14 protein-coding genes are annotated in these 15,841 nt (G+C 41.8%); 10 read left to right on the forward strand and 4 right to left on the reverse strand.

Annotation, left to right across the window (positions count from 1 at the left end; genetic code table 11):
• Positions 1-69: 69 nt before the first annotated feature.
• Complete coding sequence (locus AC2EXB_RS04635) at positions 70-930, forward strand: PPK2 family polyphosphate kinase (protein WP_483603931.1); 861 nt, start codon at positions 70-72, stop codon at positions 928-930.
• Between the two features lie 293 nt (positions 931-1,223).
• Positions 1,224-2,024: an SDR family NAD(P)-dependent oxidoreductase gene (locus AC2EXB_RS04640; protein WP_483603932.1), complete on the forward strand. Its 801-nt coding sequence runs from the start codon at positions 1,224-1,226 to the stop codon at positions 2,022-2,024.
• A gap of 77 nt (positions 2,025-2,101) precedes the next feature.
• Here AC2EXB_RS04640 and AC2EXB_RS04645 read toward each other — a convergent pair whose 3' ends face one another.
• Positions 2,102-3,070, reverse strand: coding sequence for a sugar phosphate isomerase/epimerase family protein (locus tag AC2EXB_RS04645; RefSeq protein WP_483603933.1), 969 nt, complete (start codon positions 3,068-3,070; stop codon positions 2,102-2,104).
• Positions 3,071-3,265: 195 nt separating this feature from the next.
• Here AC2EXB_RS04645 and AC2EXB_RS04650 point away from each other — a divergent pair, with 195 nt between their 5' ends.
• The 5 genes from AC2EXB_RS04650 to AC2EXB_RS04670 all read left to right on the forward strand — a co-directional run bounded on the left by AC2EXB_RS04650 (position 3,266) and on the right by AC2EXB_RS04670 (position 8,985).
• Positions 3,266-4,255, forward strand: a complete 990-nt coding sequence (locus AC2EXB_RS04650) for a LacI family DNA-binding transcriptional regulator (RefSeq protein WP_235198525.1) — start codon at positions 3,266-3,268, stop codon at positions 4,253-4,255.
• A 100-nt stretch (positions 4,256-4,355) separates the two neighbouring features.
• Positions 4,356-5,354, forward strand: a complete 999-nt coding sequence (locus AC2EXB_RS04655) for a substrate-binding domain-containing protein (protein ID WP_483603934.1) — start codon at positions 4,356-4,358, stop codon at positions 5,352-5,354.
• Positions 5,355-5,433: 79 nt separating this feature from the next.
• Positions 5,434-6,948 carry a sugar ABC transporter ATP-binding protein gene (locus AC2EXB_RS04660; RefSeq protein WP_483603935.1) on the forward strand — a complete coding sequence of 505 codons (1,515 nt, stop codon included), beginning with the start codon at positions 5,434-5,436 and terminating at the stop codon, positions 6,946-6,948.
• Positions 6,941-7,915 (forward strand): ABC transporter permease, encoded by a 975-nt coding sequence (locus AC2EXB_RS04665; RefSeq protein WP_235198528.1) that lies wholly within the window; start codon positions 6,941-6,943, stop codon positions 7,913-7,915. Before AC2EXB_RS04660 ends, AC2EXB_RS04665 begins: the two co-directional genes overlap by 8 nt.
• A gap of 11 nt (positions 7,916-7,926) precedes the next feature.
• Entirely contained in the window at positions 7,927-8,985 is a 1,059-nt protein-coding gene (locus AC2EXB_RS04670) for a Gfo/Idh/MocA family protein (RefSeq protein WP_483603936.1), read from the forward strand.
• Here the strand turns inward: AC2EXB_RS04670 and AC2EXB_RS04675 are convergent.
• From AC2EXB_RS04675 to AC2EXB_RS04685, 3 genes are all read right to left on the reverse strand, one after another.
• Positions 8,980-9,852: a GNAT family N-acetyltransferase gene (locus AC2EXB_RS04675; protein ID WP_483603937.1), complete on the reverse strand. Its 873-nt coding sequence runs from the start codon at positions 9,850-9,852 to the stop codon at positions 8,980-8,982. The two genes, AC2EXB_RS04670 and AC2EXB_RS04675, sit on opposite strands and share 6 nt — an antisense overlap.
• Before the next feature lie 98 nt (positions 9,853-9,950).
• Positions 9,951-10,295, reverse strand: coding sequence for a hypothetical protein (locus AC2EXB_RS04680; RefSeq protein ID WP_483603938.1), 345 nt, complete (start codon positions 10,293-10,295; stop codon positions 9,951-9,953).
• A 284-nt stretch (positions 10,296-10,579) separates the two neighbouring features.
• On the reverse strand, positions 10,580-11,404 hold the full coding sequence (locus tag AC2EXB_RS04685) for an STAS domain-containing protein (RefSeq protein ID WP_483603939.1): 825 nt from the start codon (positions 11,402-11,404) through the stop codon (positions 10,580-10,582).
• Between the two features lie 324 nt (positions 11,405-11,728).
• Between AC2EXB_RS04685 and AC2EXB_RS04690 the strand changes: the two genes are divergently transcribed.
• From AC2EXB_RS04690 to AC2EXB_RS04700, 3 genes are all read left to right on the forward strand, one after another.
• On the forward strand, positions 11,729-12,796 hold the full coding sequence (locus AC2EXB_RS04690) for an S-layer homology domain-containing protein (RefSeq protein WP_483603940.1): 1,068 nt from the start codon (positions 11,729-11,731) through the stop codon (positions 12,794-12,796).
• Positions 12,797-12,992: 196 nt separating this feature from the next.
• Positions 12,993-13,172: a glycine zipper domain-containing protein gene (locus AC2EXB_RS04695; protein WP_235198534.1), complete on the forward strand. Its 180-nt coding sequence runs from the start codon at positions 12,993-12,995 to the stop codon at positions 13,170-13,172.
• Positions 13,173-13,427: 255 nt separating this feature from the next.
• Positions 13,428-15,806, forward strand: coding sequence for a glycoside hydrolase family 65 protein (locus AC2EXB_RS04700; protein WP_483603941.1), 2,379 nt, complete (start codon positions 13,428-13,430; stop codon positions 15,804-15,806).
• Positions 15,807-15,841: the final 35 nt, after the last annotated feature.

Here is a 15,841-nt window from a genome sequence, read left to right on the forward strand (position 1 = left end):
AATGGCTGCTGGGTACTGTAGAAAGAACGGTCGCACAAAACTTTGCAGATACAAAGAAGGAGGACCAGTATGGATACAAGTAAATACTTAGTAAAAAAAGAGGAACGTGTAAAACTTGAAAATTACGGCACAGCCGAGGACCATAAAGCCATTGGCGATGAATCAATAAATGAAAAGATGCCTGAACGCGTAGAACGGCTAAAACAATTGCACACGAAACTCCTTGCCGAAGAGGAAAAAGGGATTGTCGTGGTGCTTCAAGCGATGGATGCTGCAGGGAAAGATGAAGCCATCACTTATCTTTTTTCAAATTTGACTGCTCAGGGGCTTAAGACAACATCCTTTAAAAAGCCGAGTGAAGCCGAACTGAAAATGGATTATTTGCGCAGGTTTCAAAAAGGGCTCCCGGAAAGAGGGCAAATCGGCATTTTCAACCGTTCCTATTATGAAGAGGTCATTGCGCCTCGCGTCCATGACTTATTAGGGGAAACACCACTGCCGGATGAGTTGATTGATGAACAGATCTGGGATTTGCGTTATCGCCAAATAAATAACTTTGAACAATATTTGGTGGAGAATGGATTCCCGGTCGTTAAATTCTTCTTTAATGTCTCCAAAGACGAGCAAAAGAAAAGATTATTGAAGCGGATGAAAGATCCGGAAAAGAACTGGGAATTCTCGTTCAATGATGTGAAAGAGCGGCAGCATTGGGATGGCTATCAGGAGATATTCGAAGACTTATTAAATAAGACATCGACTGAATTTGCTCCTTGGTACATCCTGCCAGCGGATAATGAAGAATTTTCAAGATACATTATTACGGAAGTCATGATCGAACTTCTGGAAAAAATAAATCCTCAATTCCCTGAAATTTCAGGAGAAGAAAAAGAGGAATTAGAAGAAGCGGTCAAAATGCTGGAAAACGAATAAGACAAAACAGAAGAAAAGCTTCTAGGGGACTGGATCCCTTAGAAGCTTTTCGGTTTATAGGAAAATTAAGTTGATCAAAACCGTCAAAATGATGGATAGGATAATCGAAACGATAAGGCTCCCCATACAAGACATGCGTATATTCATATTCATCCCACCTTTATCAATCTTAGTCATTCTTTACCTATATGAAAGATTTTCAAACCTGATCTTTCTCGCTGGCACAACGACAAAGTTTGAGCAAGGTTGAAAAAGGAAAAAGAGGAGCAGAAGCAAAATGAAGGAGGCAGCCTATGAGTATTTTTTCTAATGAAGCGTTAGCGCATAAACATATTCTCATAACTGGAGCAACAGGAGGAATTGGATACGAAACTGCAAAAATCGCTGCATCGATGGGAGCGAAAATTACGGCAACGGGAAGAAACGAAGAAAAGCTGCAGAAATTGAAAGAAGAGCTGTTGCAGCTGACAGATGAAAAGAATCTTTTTTTCATGCCCGCAGATCTAGCAGAGTCCAAAAGCCGTGAAGAATTGGTGGCAGCGGCAGAAGAAAAGCTCGGGTTTATCAATGGGCTGGTAAATTCTGCAGGAGTAGGGGGAGGCAATGTCGTAGAAGCGCTCGATGGGGAAACTTTAGAGCAGGTGATGAATTTGAACTTTAAATCGACCTTGCTTCTGACCCAATTGGTATATAAGCGCATGCTCGAGCGGAAAGAAGGCGATATCGTCAATCTTGCTTCTTTATCCGGCCTGCGTGGGACCCATGGCAATTCCGCATATGCTGCCAGTAAATTTGCGGTAGTTGGATGGACCCAATCCATGGCTGTGGAAGCGATTGAACATAATATTCGCGTTAATGCAGTATGTCCCGGATATGTCGATACCGAAATGGCTTGGAACAGCATCCGGAAAAAAGCAGATAAGAAAGGGATCTCTTTTGAAGAAGGAATGGAGGAAGCGAAAAAAAGCATCCCTTCCGGACAGCTTTCGACGCCGCAGGAAGTCGCGAATGTCATCGTCTTCCTTTTAACAGACGCCGCGCCGAATATAGTCGGCGAATCGCTCAAGATTTCCGGGGGCAGCGTTATGAGGTGAAAGTAGTATCGGTTCACTTTAAATAGGCATTAGAGAAAGATTCATTCTTTCTCTAATGCCTATTTGTTTTCTGCAGTTTAGGCCCACCACATTTGTCCGACAGACTCTTTGACCAAAACAGGCTTTAAATTCTCAACCGCTTTTGTGAAACCTTCATCGATGGACATCAAGCCGTCTTCGTGTTCGATGCTGACGACATAATCGTAGCCGTATAAGCGCAGAGCACTGATGATGTCTGCCCATGTTTTTTGGTCATGGCCAAACCCCACCGTTCTGAAATACCAGGAGCGGTCTTGCATATTGGCGTAATCGGTCATATCTGTCACACCGTTGCGATTCGTATTCGGCTGGTCAATCATGGTGTCTTTCGCATGAAAGTGATGGATGGCATTTTCTTTGCCTAAAATCTTGATTGCTTCAACAGGATCAATTCCTTGCCACCATAAATGGCTCGGATCTAAGTTTGCGCCGATCGCTGGTCCACAAGCTTCCCTTAAGCGAAGCAATGTGGCAGGGGTATGGACTGAAAATCCGCCATGGAGTTCCAAGCCGATTTTCACATCGAGCGATTCAGCCAGATCATTTTTTTCCTTCCAATATGGAATCAGTTTTTCTTCCCACTGCCATTTTAATACTTCTTGGAAATCATGTGGCCAAGCCGCTACAGGCCAGTTCGGATAAAGTGCGTGCTCATGGTCTCCCGGGCAGCCAGAGAATGTATTGACTACTGGAACGCCCAATTCGGAAGCGAGCTTCAATGTTTTTGTGAGCGTCTCATCTGCTTCGGCAGCAATCAGTTTTTGAGGATGAAGCGGGTTTGAATGGCAGCTTAACGCACTGATCATCAACCCATGATCTGCGATTGCCCGTTTGAAATACTGCAGCTTGCTTTCATCTCCGAGCAGTTCATCCATTTTGCAATGTATATCCCCGGGATATCCGCCAGTTCCGAGTTCGATTGCTTTGACTCCTTTTGAAGCGACATAGCTGAGCATTTCATCAAAATTTTTATCCGCAAATAATACAGTAAAAACTCCTAAATCCACTAGAAAGCCCTCCTTTTAGTTAAAGTCAGAAAATGCAGAAATGTAATCCGTTACATTCAAAATATAGCGATAAATCTACAGGAAATCAAGGGAATTAGAGAAATAAAATAGTTATTGACAGATAATTCTGAATAATTTAAGATGAAAATGTAATCGATTTCATTGATAGTGATCGAAGGGGAAGTGGGAATGCCTATGGCGAATATTCAGCAAGTAGCTAAACATGCAGGGGTTTCGGCAGCTACAGTTTCAAGAGTATTGAACGGGCAGAATAGTGTATCGCAAAAAACACGCATTAAAGTTGAAGAAGCCATTTCATTATTAAGATATGAGCCCAGTATGCTTGGCAGAAATCTGCGTAATTCAGAAAGCAGAATTATTTTAATCTTAATTCCAACCATTTCGAATCCTTTTTATTTGGAAATTATTAAAGGAATCGAAAATACAGCGCTGGATCATCAATACAATATTCTTTTATGCGAGACTGATTCAAATCCGGACAAAGAAAATATTTACTTTGACCTTGTCCGCAAGAGAATGGCAGATGGCATCATTTCGATGGACCCGGCAGTCAATGTCGAAACTTTAAAGCAATTGGCCGAAAAATACGCCATTATTCAATGCAGCGAGTACGGAGGAGGGATAGGAATTCCCTATGTAACGATCAACAATGAAATGGCTTCCTACCAGGCAGTCAGACATCTTATCCACATGGGGCATGAAAAAATTGCTTTGATGAATTCAGATGAGAAATTTCTTTATGCGAGAGAAAGGAGGGCGGGATATGAACGAGCTTTAACGGAATACGGCATTCCGGTCCGAAAAGAATATATCCACTATACACAACATCTTGGATTTGAATACGGCCAACAGGCGATGAAAAAAATTTTAACGCTGGAGGAACGGCCGACCGCTGTTTTCGCCGTCTCCGATTTATTGGCGATCGGTGCTTTAAAGGAGATAAACGCATCGGGGCTCTCTGTGCCAGGAGATCTTGCTGTTATCGGATTCGATAAAATCGATTTTTCCAATATGACCAATCCTACACTTACGACGATTGCACAGCCCATGTACAAGATGGGGATCGCTGCCGCTCAAATGTTGATTGATAAGATTCAAGGCAAGCCAATTGACAGTATCATTTTTGACCATGAATTGATCATCAGAGAATCGACATCAGGATGAAAGCCAAGACTAGCGCTCTATCGGTACATTGGATTGGGGATAGAGCGCTGGCCTTGGTTATGAAATGTAACCGTTTACAAGAAAGGGAGCATGAGAAAAAATGAAGGGGTGGATGATGTTGAAGAAATTCCTGCTTTTATTGTTGATGTTCGTAACTGTTTTCGGATTAGCTGCCTGTGGCGATGAACCAGCTTCGGGAAGTGGAGAGGGAGCAGAAAATGATGGAGAAGAAACCTTGAAAATCGGGATTTCATTGCCTTCTGCAACACATGGATGGATGGGGGCTTTGATCGACAGTGCTGAAAAACAAGCAAAAGCGTTGCAGGAAAGCGATGGCATTGAATACGTGATGACCAATGCTGCAGATCCGAATAAGCAAGCGAACGATGTAGACGATCTCATTGCTCAAGATGTAGACGTCATTGTCATGCTGCCTATTGAATCAGCCGCACTCACACCTGTTGGACAAAAAATCAAAGATGCTGGAATTCCTTTGGTCATTGTCGACCGGGAACTTGAAAACGATGCCGCTACTGTTGTTGTAAAAGGTGATAATGAAGGAATTGGGGTTAATGCAGGTAAATTCTTTGTGGAACAATTGAATGGAAAAGGAAAAGTAGTCGAAATATCCGGGCCTCCTAGTTCGGTGACCGAACAGCGCGGTTCAGGATTCAAAGAAGCTGTTGAAGCAGCTGACGGAATGGAAATCATCGCATCACAGAGCGGGGATTTCTCGACAGAAAAATCATTGGAGGTCATGCAGAATATTCTCCAGGCAAATCCGGAAATCGATGCTGTCTTCACCCAAGATGATGGAATGGCATTAGGCGTTCTGCAAGCCATTAAAGAAGCTGGACGGACCGATATCCAATTTGTTACAGGGGCTGGCGGTGCTAAGGAAGTGTTTGAAGATATTCAAAATGACGGCTTGATGAAGGCGACTTTCCTCTACTCTCCAACTATGGTGGAAGATGCAGTTTCCATTGCAGCTGACATTGCAAAAGGAAATGATCCGGCAGAAGCGATGGTTGTGAAAGAAGCGACCCAAGTAACAAAAGAAAATGTCGATGAATTCTACGATCCAGAATCGAAATTTTAATTGAAATCCAGGAAATGCGCTGGACGGTGCAGCACCCGGCGCATTTCTTCTTTTCTGATGAAGAGGGGGAATTGGAGCAATGACGGCTGAGCCTTTTTTAACAATGCAAACTATCGATAAATCATTTAATGGAGTCCGCGTGTTGAAAAATGTTTCGTTGAATATTGAAAAAGGAGAAATTCATGCGCTGCTTGGCGAAAACGGAGCCGGGAAATCTACCTTAATGAACATCCTTGGCGGTGTGCATCAACCGGATCAAGGGATTATTCAGTTAAACGGAAAAATGGTGAAAATGACAAATCCGCGAGTCTCCCAGGAACAAGGAATCAGTTTTATACATCAGGAGTTAAACGTGGTATCCGATTTAAAGGTCTATGAAAATATGTTTTTAGGATCGGAAATCAGGAATCGTGCAGGTTTTTTGAATGTAGAGAAAATGCTCAGAGAAACGCATGATATTATGGCGCAATTGGATGTAGACATAAATCCCAAAGAGTATGTGCGAAATTTGGACACTTCTTACAAACAATTGATTGAAATCTCCAAAGCATTGCTGCATAACTCGAACCTGATTATTATGGATGAACCGACTACGTCACTGGCTGAACATGAAGTCCATCGTTTATTTGAATTGATGAGGAATTTAAAAAAGAAAGGCGTTTCCATCATTTATATTTCCCATAAATTGAAGGAAATCAAAGAAGTATGCGACCGCTATACGGTATTGAGGGACGGACAAGTTGTCGGAACGGGCAGCATGAAAGAAGAGGATTTAGAGACGATTACTCGAATGATGGTCGGAAAATCAATTTCACAGGAGCGTTTTCTTCATCTTCATCCTTTTGGGGAAACCGCTTTACAAGTAGAAAATCTATCCAGTGAAGGGCTTTTCAGGAATGTCAGTTTCTCTGTTCGCAAAGGAGAAATTGCAGGGTTTACTGGGCTTGCGGGAGATGGAAGAACGGAATTATTTGAGAGCTTATTCGGATGCCGCAAAAAGTATCGGGGAGATATTAAAATCCATGGCTGCTCTGTTAAGCTTAACCATCCAAGAAAGGCGTTAAAAGCGGGTCTAGGTTTTGTACCGAAAGACCGAAAGGAAAATGGCATTATCAAGGATTTGAGCGTCATCCACAATATGAGCTTGTCAGCCATGGGGAATTTTGAACGAGTGGGTTTTGTTCAAGAGCAGACTGAAAGGCAGAGATTTCAGCATTATAAAGAGATGTTAAATATCAAAGTCCATAATCCGCGCGTGACAATCGATAAATTGAGTGGGGGCAATCAACAGAAAGTGATTATCGCTAAATGGTTGGAAGCGCAAACCGATATCCTTATTTTTGATAATCCGACTCAAGGGATTGATATCGGTGCAAAACAAGAAATCTACCAGGAAATTATTGCACTTTCGAAACAGGGGAAAGCGATTATCATTCTTTCTTCAGAAGCTCCGGAAGTCATGAGGATCTGCCACTCCATTCACGTTATGTACCAAGGTGAAATTACAGCCAGTTTTAAAGGGGAAGAGGCGGAGGAAGAGGAAATCATGCAATATGCTACTGGTTCAAAAAGGGAGGCTGTGAAAATTGACTAACGCTAACATTAAAGAATACGAACCCCAACCTTCGACGATGAAGAGCCGACTAGCCTGGTTATGGTCAGAGTATAGCGTCATCATCGCTTTTGTCCTTATTTTCATCGCATCGTCTATTCTGAACCCACGATTTTTGGATATGAACAATCAGCTTAATATCTTGATGCAAGTATCCATCATCGGCATTATTGCAATGGGAATGACTGTGGTGATGCTCTCTGGCGGCATTGACTTATCAGTCGGTTCTGTCTTGGCATTGGTTGGGGTTATTTCGGTTTTGTCTTTAAATGCTTCCGGCAGTATCCTGATTGCGGTATTCACGGCTCTTTTAGTGGGAGCATTCGTAGGATTTCTTAATGGATTGATGGTAGCAAAAGGGAGAATTGCCTCTTTTATTGCAACCCTCGGCATGATGGCTGCAGCAAGGTCGATTGCTTTATACATTGCTGAAGGCGGCAGTGTCTCAGGGGAAGTTTCCGGATTTACTGCAATTGCTAACAATAATTTATGGATTTTCGATTATCCAGTCATTATTTTCTTGGCTATGACGGCATTGGTTTATGTATTGATGCATAAAATGCGCTTCGGCCGCTATGTCTATGCATTAGGAAGCAATGAAAAAGCTGCCTTGCTGTCAGCGATCCGTGTAGACCGCATCAAGATCGGCGTCTATACACTTACGGGTTTGCTGGTCGGCGTCGCAGCGATCATTGAAACTTCCCGGCTCAATTCCATTTCTTCGTCCAGTTCAGGCGTGCAATATGAACTGGATGCCATCGCTGCGGTTATTATCGGGGGCACGCGGATGACTGGCGGCCGGGGGAAAATCATCGGTACTTTATTTGGTGTTCTGATCCTCGGCATCTTGAATAATATGATGAATTTGATGAACGTCTCTCCGCATCTTCAAGGTTTTGTGAAAGGCCTGATCATCATTATCGCTGTAGTGTTCCAAAAAAGGGAATAGGGGGCAGTTTTATGGGAATGAAAGTCGGGATTATCGGCTGCGGCTCGATTACGAAGATGCGCCATGCACCTGAATATCAAGCAAATCCGTTTGTGGAAGAAATCATTTTTTACGACCGCAATATTGAACGTGCAGAAATTTTGGCTGCTCAATTTTCAGGGCGGGTTGCAAAGACGGTTGAAGAATTGTTCGAAGATCCGGAAATCCAAGCCATCAGTGATTGCTCATCGAATGAGCACCATCATCTTTTTTCAACAAAAGCTTTGTTAAGCGGCAAACACGTCCTTTGTGAAAAGCCGATCTCATTGACTGTTGAAAATGCTTCAGAAATCCTTGCAGCCCAACAGAAGTCCGGAAAAAAATTGATGATTGACCATAACCAGCGATTTACTCAAGCCCATAAAAAAGCCAGGGAAATTATCGCTTCCGGGGAGTATGGGAAAGTGATGACCTTCCGGACGACTTTTGGCCATGCAGGGCCGGAAACCTGGGGAATCAATAAAACCAATTCGACCTGGTTTTTTAAGAAAGAGCGCTCGGGTTTAGGAGTAGGCGGTGATCTGGGCATCCATAAAATCGACTTGCTGCATTTTCTTTTGGATGATGAAATTGAACAGGTGAGCGCCTTCCAAGGATCGCTCCATAAAATCAATGAGCAAGGAAATATAATTGAAGTCGCTGATAATATTGTCTGCAGCCTAAAAACAGCCAAAGGATGTTTAGGGACGGCTTCATTTTCGTGGACCCATTACGGAGAAGAAGACAATAGCACCATTATCTATTGTGAAGGAGGCATTATTAAAATTTATAGCGACGATGAATACCAACTGGAAATTTTGGCAAAAGACCATACGAAAATAAGGTACCAGCTAGAAGACATGCAAACCAATGAGAAACAGACGAATTCCGGGGTCATTGACGCGTTTATCGAAAGCATACGCCTTGACCAAAAGCCGCCTGTCACTGGCCAAGATGCTTTAAATGCCCTTAAAGTGATTTTAGCAATCGCAGAAGCAGCAGAAACACAAAAAGTGGTAACCATTGAAAAAGAGTCTCTCCAATTTTTATAGGAGAGACTCTTTTTTTGCAGGTGTTCCGTATAACATCCAGGGAGAAGAAAGCGTGAAAGGATGATTGTCAGGGAGTGAATGTGCCGCTTGCTTCGTCAAATCCATCCAGACAAAGCATTCTCCCTCTGCATCTTCTGCTAGTTTCCGGTAATCAGCTGAAATGGTTTCCCATAAACCGGGCTGTTCCATAATATCGTCCCACGGGTAAATGGCCTGCAGGAAATCATGTTTTTTAAAGTCTTTTTTCGTAATAAGGATTCGTGTCCTTTCTTCATTTTCATAGAACCCCCATTGCGCAAGCTCTTCGTCTGTAAAAAGGTCACGAGTTGCCGGGAAAGGATAATAGCATTCATACGGAAATACAGCACCGGTCTCAATATAAAGGCGCTCCACCCAGGATTTTTTAAGGGAAAGTTCTTTTATTTCCGTCCAAATTCCGTTGTTGTTTTCAAGCATGGATAGATCTTGGGCTGTAGCTCCGTAATCCGCTGAATAAACAGTTAAACCGAGCTTTTCCAAAACGCGGCGAGCCGGGAGATTTTCTTCTTGTGTATTTGCTCCGACCCATCGGATTGTTTCATCATTTTTCGCTACGTTGAGTACGTATTTTGTTAATTGTGTCGCTAAGTCTTTTCCGCGGTAGCGCACATCGCTGCGGATCCGCCCAATCATTGCATGGCTTTTGCCGAAAAGCGTATAGCCGCAAACGCTTGCCAAATGCTCTCCTATGAACAAACCATATAGATGGTTCTGCCCTGCTACAAGCCGTTCGAAGATCCGCACCACATAATCATCTTCAATTCCGGTTTCCATCGCTTTTAAGTAAGGATAATCTTCTAGCTTCAAAGGCCGGATCACCTGTTCCATTCTGTTCCACTCCCTGTTTAATTGATGCTTTTATTATAAACAATAAGGGGCAGACTTTCTTGTGAAAAGAACATCCGGAAATTCTAGGTGAAAAAACCCTATACTTCCTTAATGGAATAAGGTGTTATCGTATACAGTTCTTTAGGATTGCTCATTGAGATTTTATATAAATCTTTAAAAACCGCTTCTGAAATCGCGTAACGGAATATTTGATCGGGCAGTTCTTTCAATTTTTCCGGGGCATCTTCATATGTTAATTCATCAATATCAACCCAAAATGTATCTGTTTTGCTATATGTATGCAGCAAATCAGAATAAGTGGTTTCACGGGAAAGGCGGCAAAAGAGAGTGATGGTGGGAGAATCGTCTTCGTCATTGAAATCCTTGGACTTTAAAAAGTAGTAGTTGACAGCTTCTTGGACGATTATTTGTTTTTGGGGCATATTCTATGAACTCCTTTTTATTTGAATTCGATGAAGACCCGTGGAAGGCAATATATGAGAGAGAAATAAGTAAGTACAAAATACTATGAAATGTTTTCTTTTATAGTTTATATGGTTCATAAATAATTAGTCAAGTGTAAATACTCACAAAATTCTAAAAATAAAAATAACTAAAAGGCCTACCAATTATTCAAAAGAAAGCACCGCGCAAAAAAATGCACTTCCTTCAAGAGGAAGCGCATGTGAAATGAGATCTATTTATTTCATTCAAAAATTAAAAAACCTTAAGCAACCAAATATTCTTTCAATGCTTGTTGGAGTGTTCCGAGCGTTTTCGTTTTTTGATCGAATTTTAAATCGAGGTTAATCATTTTTCGGACGACTTCAGCCCGCAGGCCAGTTATTACTGATCTGCAGCCCATCATAGCTGTCCCGTCAATAATCTTCATCAAATGGTGGATGACTTCGACTTCCATGTCTGCAATTCCCGACATATCGATGATCAAGGTCTGGATGCGGGAACGTCCGATTTCTGTAAGGACTTTTTCTTCTAAAATATTGGTGCGGAAAAAGTCAATGGTTCCAATGAGCGGCAAGATGCAAACTGAAGAGTTGATCGGGATGATCGGAACTGAAAGGTTTTCAACTAATTGCCGGTGGGCAAGAATCAAGGAATCTTTATATGTAGAGTAATTGATGAAAAATGTATTTAAAAATGAATCAAGCCCTGTATTGACGGCTTTTTCTAACTGAAAGAAATCTGACGCCAGTTCTTTATCTGTTTCTTCATCGAATTTCTCGATAAACGTCCAAAGTGTTCTGCGGATCGCCTGGATCCATTCGAGTTTAAAGGCAAGGTCGATAGAATGGGTGGCCCAGGCGATGCCTTCTTGTTTTGCGAATAGACGCAGATCTTCATCTTGCCCATCGACGATATAGCCGACCAGTTTGTGAGCATTCGTAATTAAATCTATATTTCCGATAGTAAGTATTTCATTAATTTTGTCTTTTACATTTACTGCTTCTGAAAGAAGTTTATTTTCAAATTCGGATTTATAACCCTGGAAAAATTCTTTTAGTTCAACTGAATTTTGCAACGCATCTGCCATTTAAATTTCTCCTTTAATTTTGAGGTACAACATTTACTTGTACCTCAAGGTGTGTGTCTTTAAACCTAATAAGTTAAAAAAAGTGAAAAATGAGCTCGAAATCAAGAAAATATTGAATTTTGTATAACTAAATTTCTGTTGAATAATTATATTAGCACACGCCCACACGAAATAAATAGGTATTTTTGCTTTAATTTAATTTATAGAGAATTTATAAAAAATGTATGAAATTTCCGATTATTTATCTTCTTCTATTATTTGGATTTCAAATTAATCCTTGTTATACCAATTTTATCAAAAAAAATTATAAAAAGGAGAGGTAATATGGCTGCATTCTTTAAAAGAAATAAAGTAGTTTATCCACTGAGCGTTTTGGTGCTGGCCTTTGTTTTGGTTTTTTCGGCTTTTTCAAGTGAAGTTCAAGCAGCTTCGAAGTTTAAAGACGTCTCTGAAAATTATTGGGCTTACCCGGCAATAAAGGAATTAACAGATGAACAAATCATCCTTGGCTATACGGATGGTTCATTTAAACCGCATGCTGCGGTTACACGAGCTCAAAGTGCCATGTTTATTGTCCGTGCACTTGATATTCCAACAACAGAGTATGCAAACCCTGGATTTTCTGATGTCTCTTTAAAAACTTCCGGTTATGCCGAAATTGCAGCTTTAGTGGAGATGGGTGTACTAAGCAAGGCGAAGAAGTTCAATCCATATGAACCGGCGACTCGCGGCCAAATGGCTAAAATGCTGGCCCTTGCTTTTGAATTGAAAGGAACCAGCAATAAAACAAATAACTTTAAAGATGTGTCCGTTAACAATTCCTTCTATCCTTTTATCAATGCATTGGTAACTAATGGGGTTACAGAAGGCACAGCTATTGATCGTTTTGGAACATACGCTAACGTGACGCGTGTTCAAATGGCGGTATTTATCAAAAAAATCCTGGATTTAAACGAAGCTCCTCCAGCTAATGGATTGCCGGCGGTTCCGGCTGTTCCAGCAGCCAACGGAAAGATCATGGATGAAATTGTTGTGTTGATCAATAAAGAAAGAGCAAAAGTCGGTGCTAAAGCTTTAAAAGTTCATGAAGGCGTGGAAGACATTGCACTGATTAAATCGAAAGATATGGTCGATAATAATTATTTTGCGCATGAGTCTCCAACTTTAGGGTTGTATTCCGATTTGCTGAAGAAAGCGGGAATCTCTTACCGGGCTGCGGGAGAAAACTTAGTGGCAGGCTATACGACTGCAGAAAGTGCTGTGGATGCTTGGATGAACAGCCCTGGCCATAAGAAAAATCTTCTGAATCCGGTGTATACGCATACAGGTGTCGGTACCTATACAGGTGGCGCTTATCGTATGTACCATACACAAATCTTTATCACACAATAAAAGTAGAAGCGAATGCGATCGCTTTTGCAGCCTAAAGGAATTGTCCCAAATTATTTTGGGGGGCAATTCCTTTTTTGAGTCACTATTCCGTCAATTTATTTGGAATTAAACGGCCGATGTTTTATGATGAGGGAGAAGAAAGAAATCCGGATGTTGCCAAAGGAAATCCTTTATAGCGATAAAAGGAGTGGTGAAGATGGCTGGTAGAAACGATGGTGAAGAAAAAAAGCCATTTATTGGGGCAGGCGTTGCGTTAGGTGTAGCAATTGGAGCAGCTCTTGGGCAATTATTTGGAAATTTGGCAGTGGGCGTCGGTGTGGGTATTGCTGTGGGGGTAGCTATCGGTGCTGCAGTTGAACAAAAACGTATTCAATAACGCTCGCCTTTTGGCTTTAAAAGAATAAGACTAGTGGTCTAGAAGATAGGTAAATTTACGTTCTGCCGACTTTGAATTGATTGACTATTTCGATTTTAAGATTTATAATGCGGGTAGAAAGCAATAAGCTGGGGAATGAACATCACGTTTTATCGAACAGTCCTGTAGGGTCTCGGAATAAAACGTATATATTTTTTTATTTTACAAAAACGTTTTCGTAAAAAATGATACCGCTTACATAAAGGGGGCATCTCGATGCTGGATTATTCAAGGGGAGAAGGGGGACTTGAGAATTGGATAATTTCTGAAACCGGGTTCTCTGAAAGTGAATTAGGCAAGTGCGAGGCAATCATGTCTTTGGGCAATGGGTATATGGGACTTCGCTCATCAACGGAAGAACCGTATTTGCAGGAGCAAAGAAATTTTTTTATAAATGGAACTTTCAATCGCTCAGAGCAAAATGAAGTAATAGAATTGCCGAATCTTGCGGACATCGTTCGACTGGATATCCGGGTGGATGGAGAACGTTTTAGTTTAGAAGTGGGAAAGACAAGCGATTATGTTAGGCAATTAAATTTAAAGGCGGCGGAATTAAGCCGATCCTTCGTTTGGATTTCCCCGAAAGGCAAAACTTTATCCTTCAAATTTAGGCGGTTTGTTTCATTGGAACATCATCATCTAATTGCCTTTAAAATGGAAGTGAAAAGTTTATCAGGGGATGTTCAGTTCGCCTTTGATTCCGGCATCAATGCCCAAATGACAAATTCGGGATCCCAGCATTTTCTTGAAGGGGAACGGCGCGTTTTCGATAACCGTTTTCTTCAGTTAACACAAACGACCAACGAATCCGGGATCGATGTAATCCATCAAGCGACTCATCGAGTGAATTGGAACGGCAAAGAAATCGACATTGAACCTGAGATGGACATGGAACGCCGGAGGGTCTGGCTGAACTATGCATTCGATTTGCAGGAACAAGACGTCTTGACGATTGAAAAATTGGCAACAGTACATACAAGCCGCGATAAAGAAAACTTACGTGGCGGCTATGAATTAACAAAAATGCAAAATGGCGCAATGGAAGAATTAAAACAGTTTGCTTTAAAAGGATATGAAAAGCTGTTCGAATTGCATCAGCAAGCTTGGCAAGAAAAAGTTTGGAATTTATATGGCTTTAAAGTGGATAGTGAAAAGGGCATTGACGAATTAGCCATCCGTTTTGCAATCTATCACTTGACGATTATGGCCCCTGCACACGATGAGCGAATGGGGATTGCGGCAAAAGCGTTAAGTGGCGAAGGATACAAAGGCCATGCTTTTTGGGATACCGAAATCTTTATTTTGCCTTTTTTCATCTTCTCCAACCCCGAAATAGCCAAGTCGCTTTTGGTTTATCGGTATCTCGGATTAGAAGGAGCCCGGAAAAAAGCGGCTGTACATGGTTATAAAGGGGCAATGTACCCGTGGGAAATGGCCTGGCCAGAAGACGGGGAAGTGACCCCGGAATGGGGAGATATTGATGTCGTCACAGGCAAACAATCAAAAATATGGTCCGGTTTGATTGAACACCATATTTCTGCAGACATCGCTTTTGCAGTTTACCAGTATGAACAGGCGACCGGAGACCAGGAATTTATGGATGCCTACGGCTACGAAATGGTTTTCGATACTGCAACATTTTGGGCAAGCCGCTTGGAATGGAACAGCCTAAAAGAGCGCTACGAAATAAACGATGTAATCGGGCCGGATGAGTATAAAGAACATGTCAATAATAATGCGTTTACCAACCATATGGCGCATTTCAACTTGAAATTGGCGATTCGCTATTACGTGGAGTCTAAAGAATCCAATCCGGAATTATTCAAAAAGCTATTGGAGAAGTTGGATTTGGAAGTGGCCTATAGTGAATGGCAAGAAAAAGCGGATAAGGTATATTTGCCAGAGCCGCGAAAAGAAGATTTAGTCATTCCACAGGACGATGCATATCTTGGGCTCGAGCAAATCGATTTATCGAAGTATAGGAACCAGGCGAAGGTCAGGACCATCTACCGCGATTATAATTCGGAGCAAATCAATGAGCTTCAAGTAACCAAGCAAGCGGATGTCCTCGTTTTGCTGTATTTGTTGGAGCAGCTTTCCATTAGTGGAATCCGGCAATTCCCTGAAGAAATCAAAAAAGCGAATTTTGATTTTTATGAGCCAAGAACTTTGCACGATTCTTCTCTTAGCACCGCCACCCATGCCATTTTAGCCAATGATATAGGCTACAGCGATCTCGCTTATTCCTTATTCCAGAAAAGCATCGAAATCGATTTGGGTGAGCGGATGGACACGTCCAACGATGGAATCCATGCTGCTGCGATCGGCGGCCTTTGGAAAACAGCCGTATTTGGCTTTGCAGGGGTTCGCATCAGGCAAGGGCAATTGAGCATCAATCCTAAAATTCCTCGCAATTGGCGTTTTATGGAATTCAATATATCGTGGCAAGGGCAGATTCTTCACTTGGCCATTGGAAAAGATTTGTTTACGGTAACCGTAGAAGGACCGGGGAAAGTCGCTTTTGAAGCATTCGGTCAGATGTTCGAATGTGAAAATAGTATCCAGATTCCAGTACAAGCTAATTTAAATCGGTAGTTATAAAATGATCCATCATTTTATTTACTATAGTA

This window comes from Planococcus alkaliphilus, assembly GCF_057031095.1.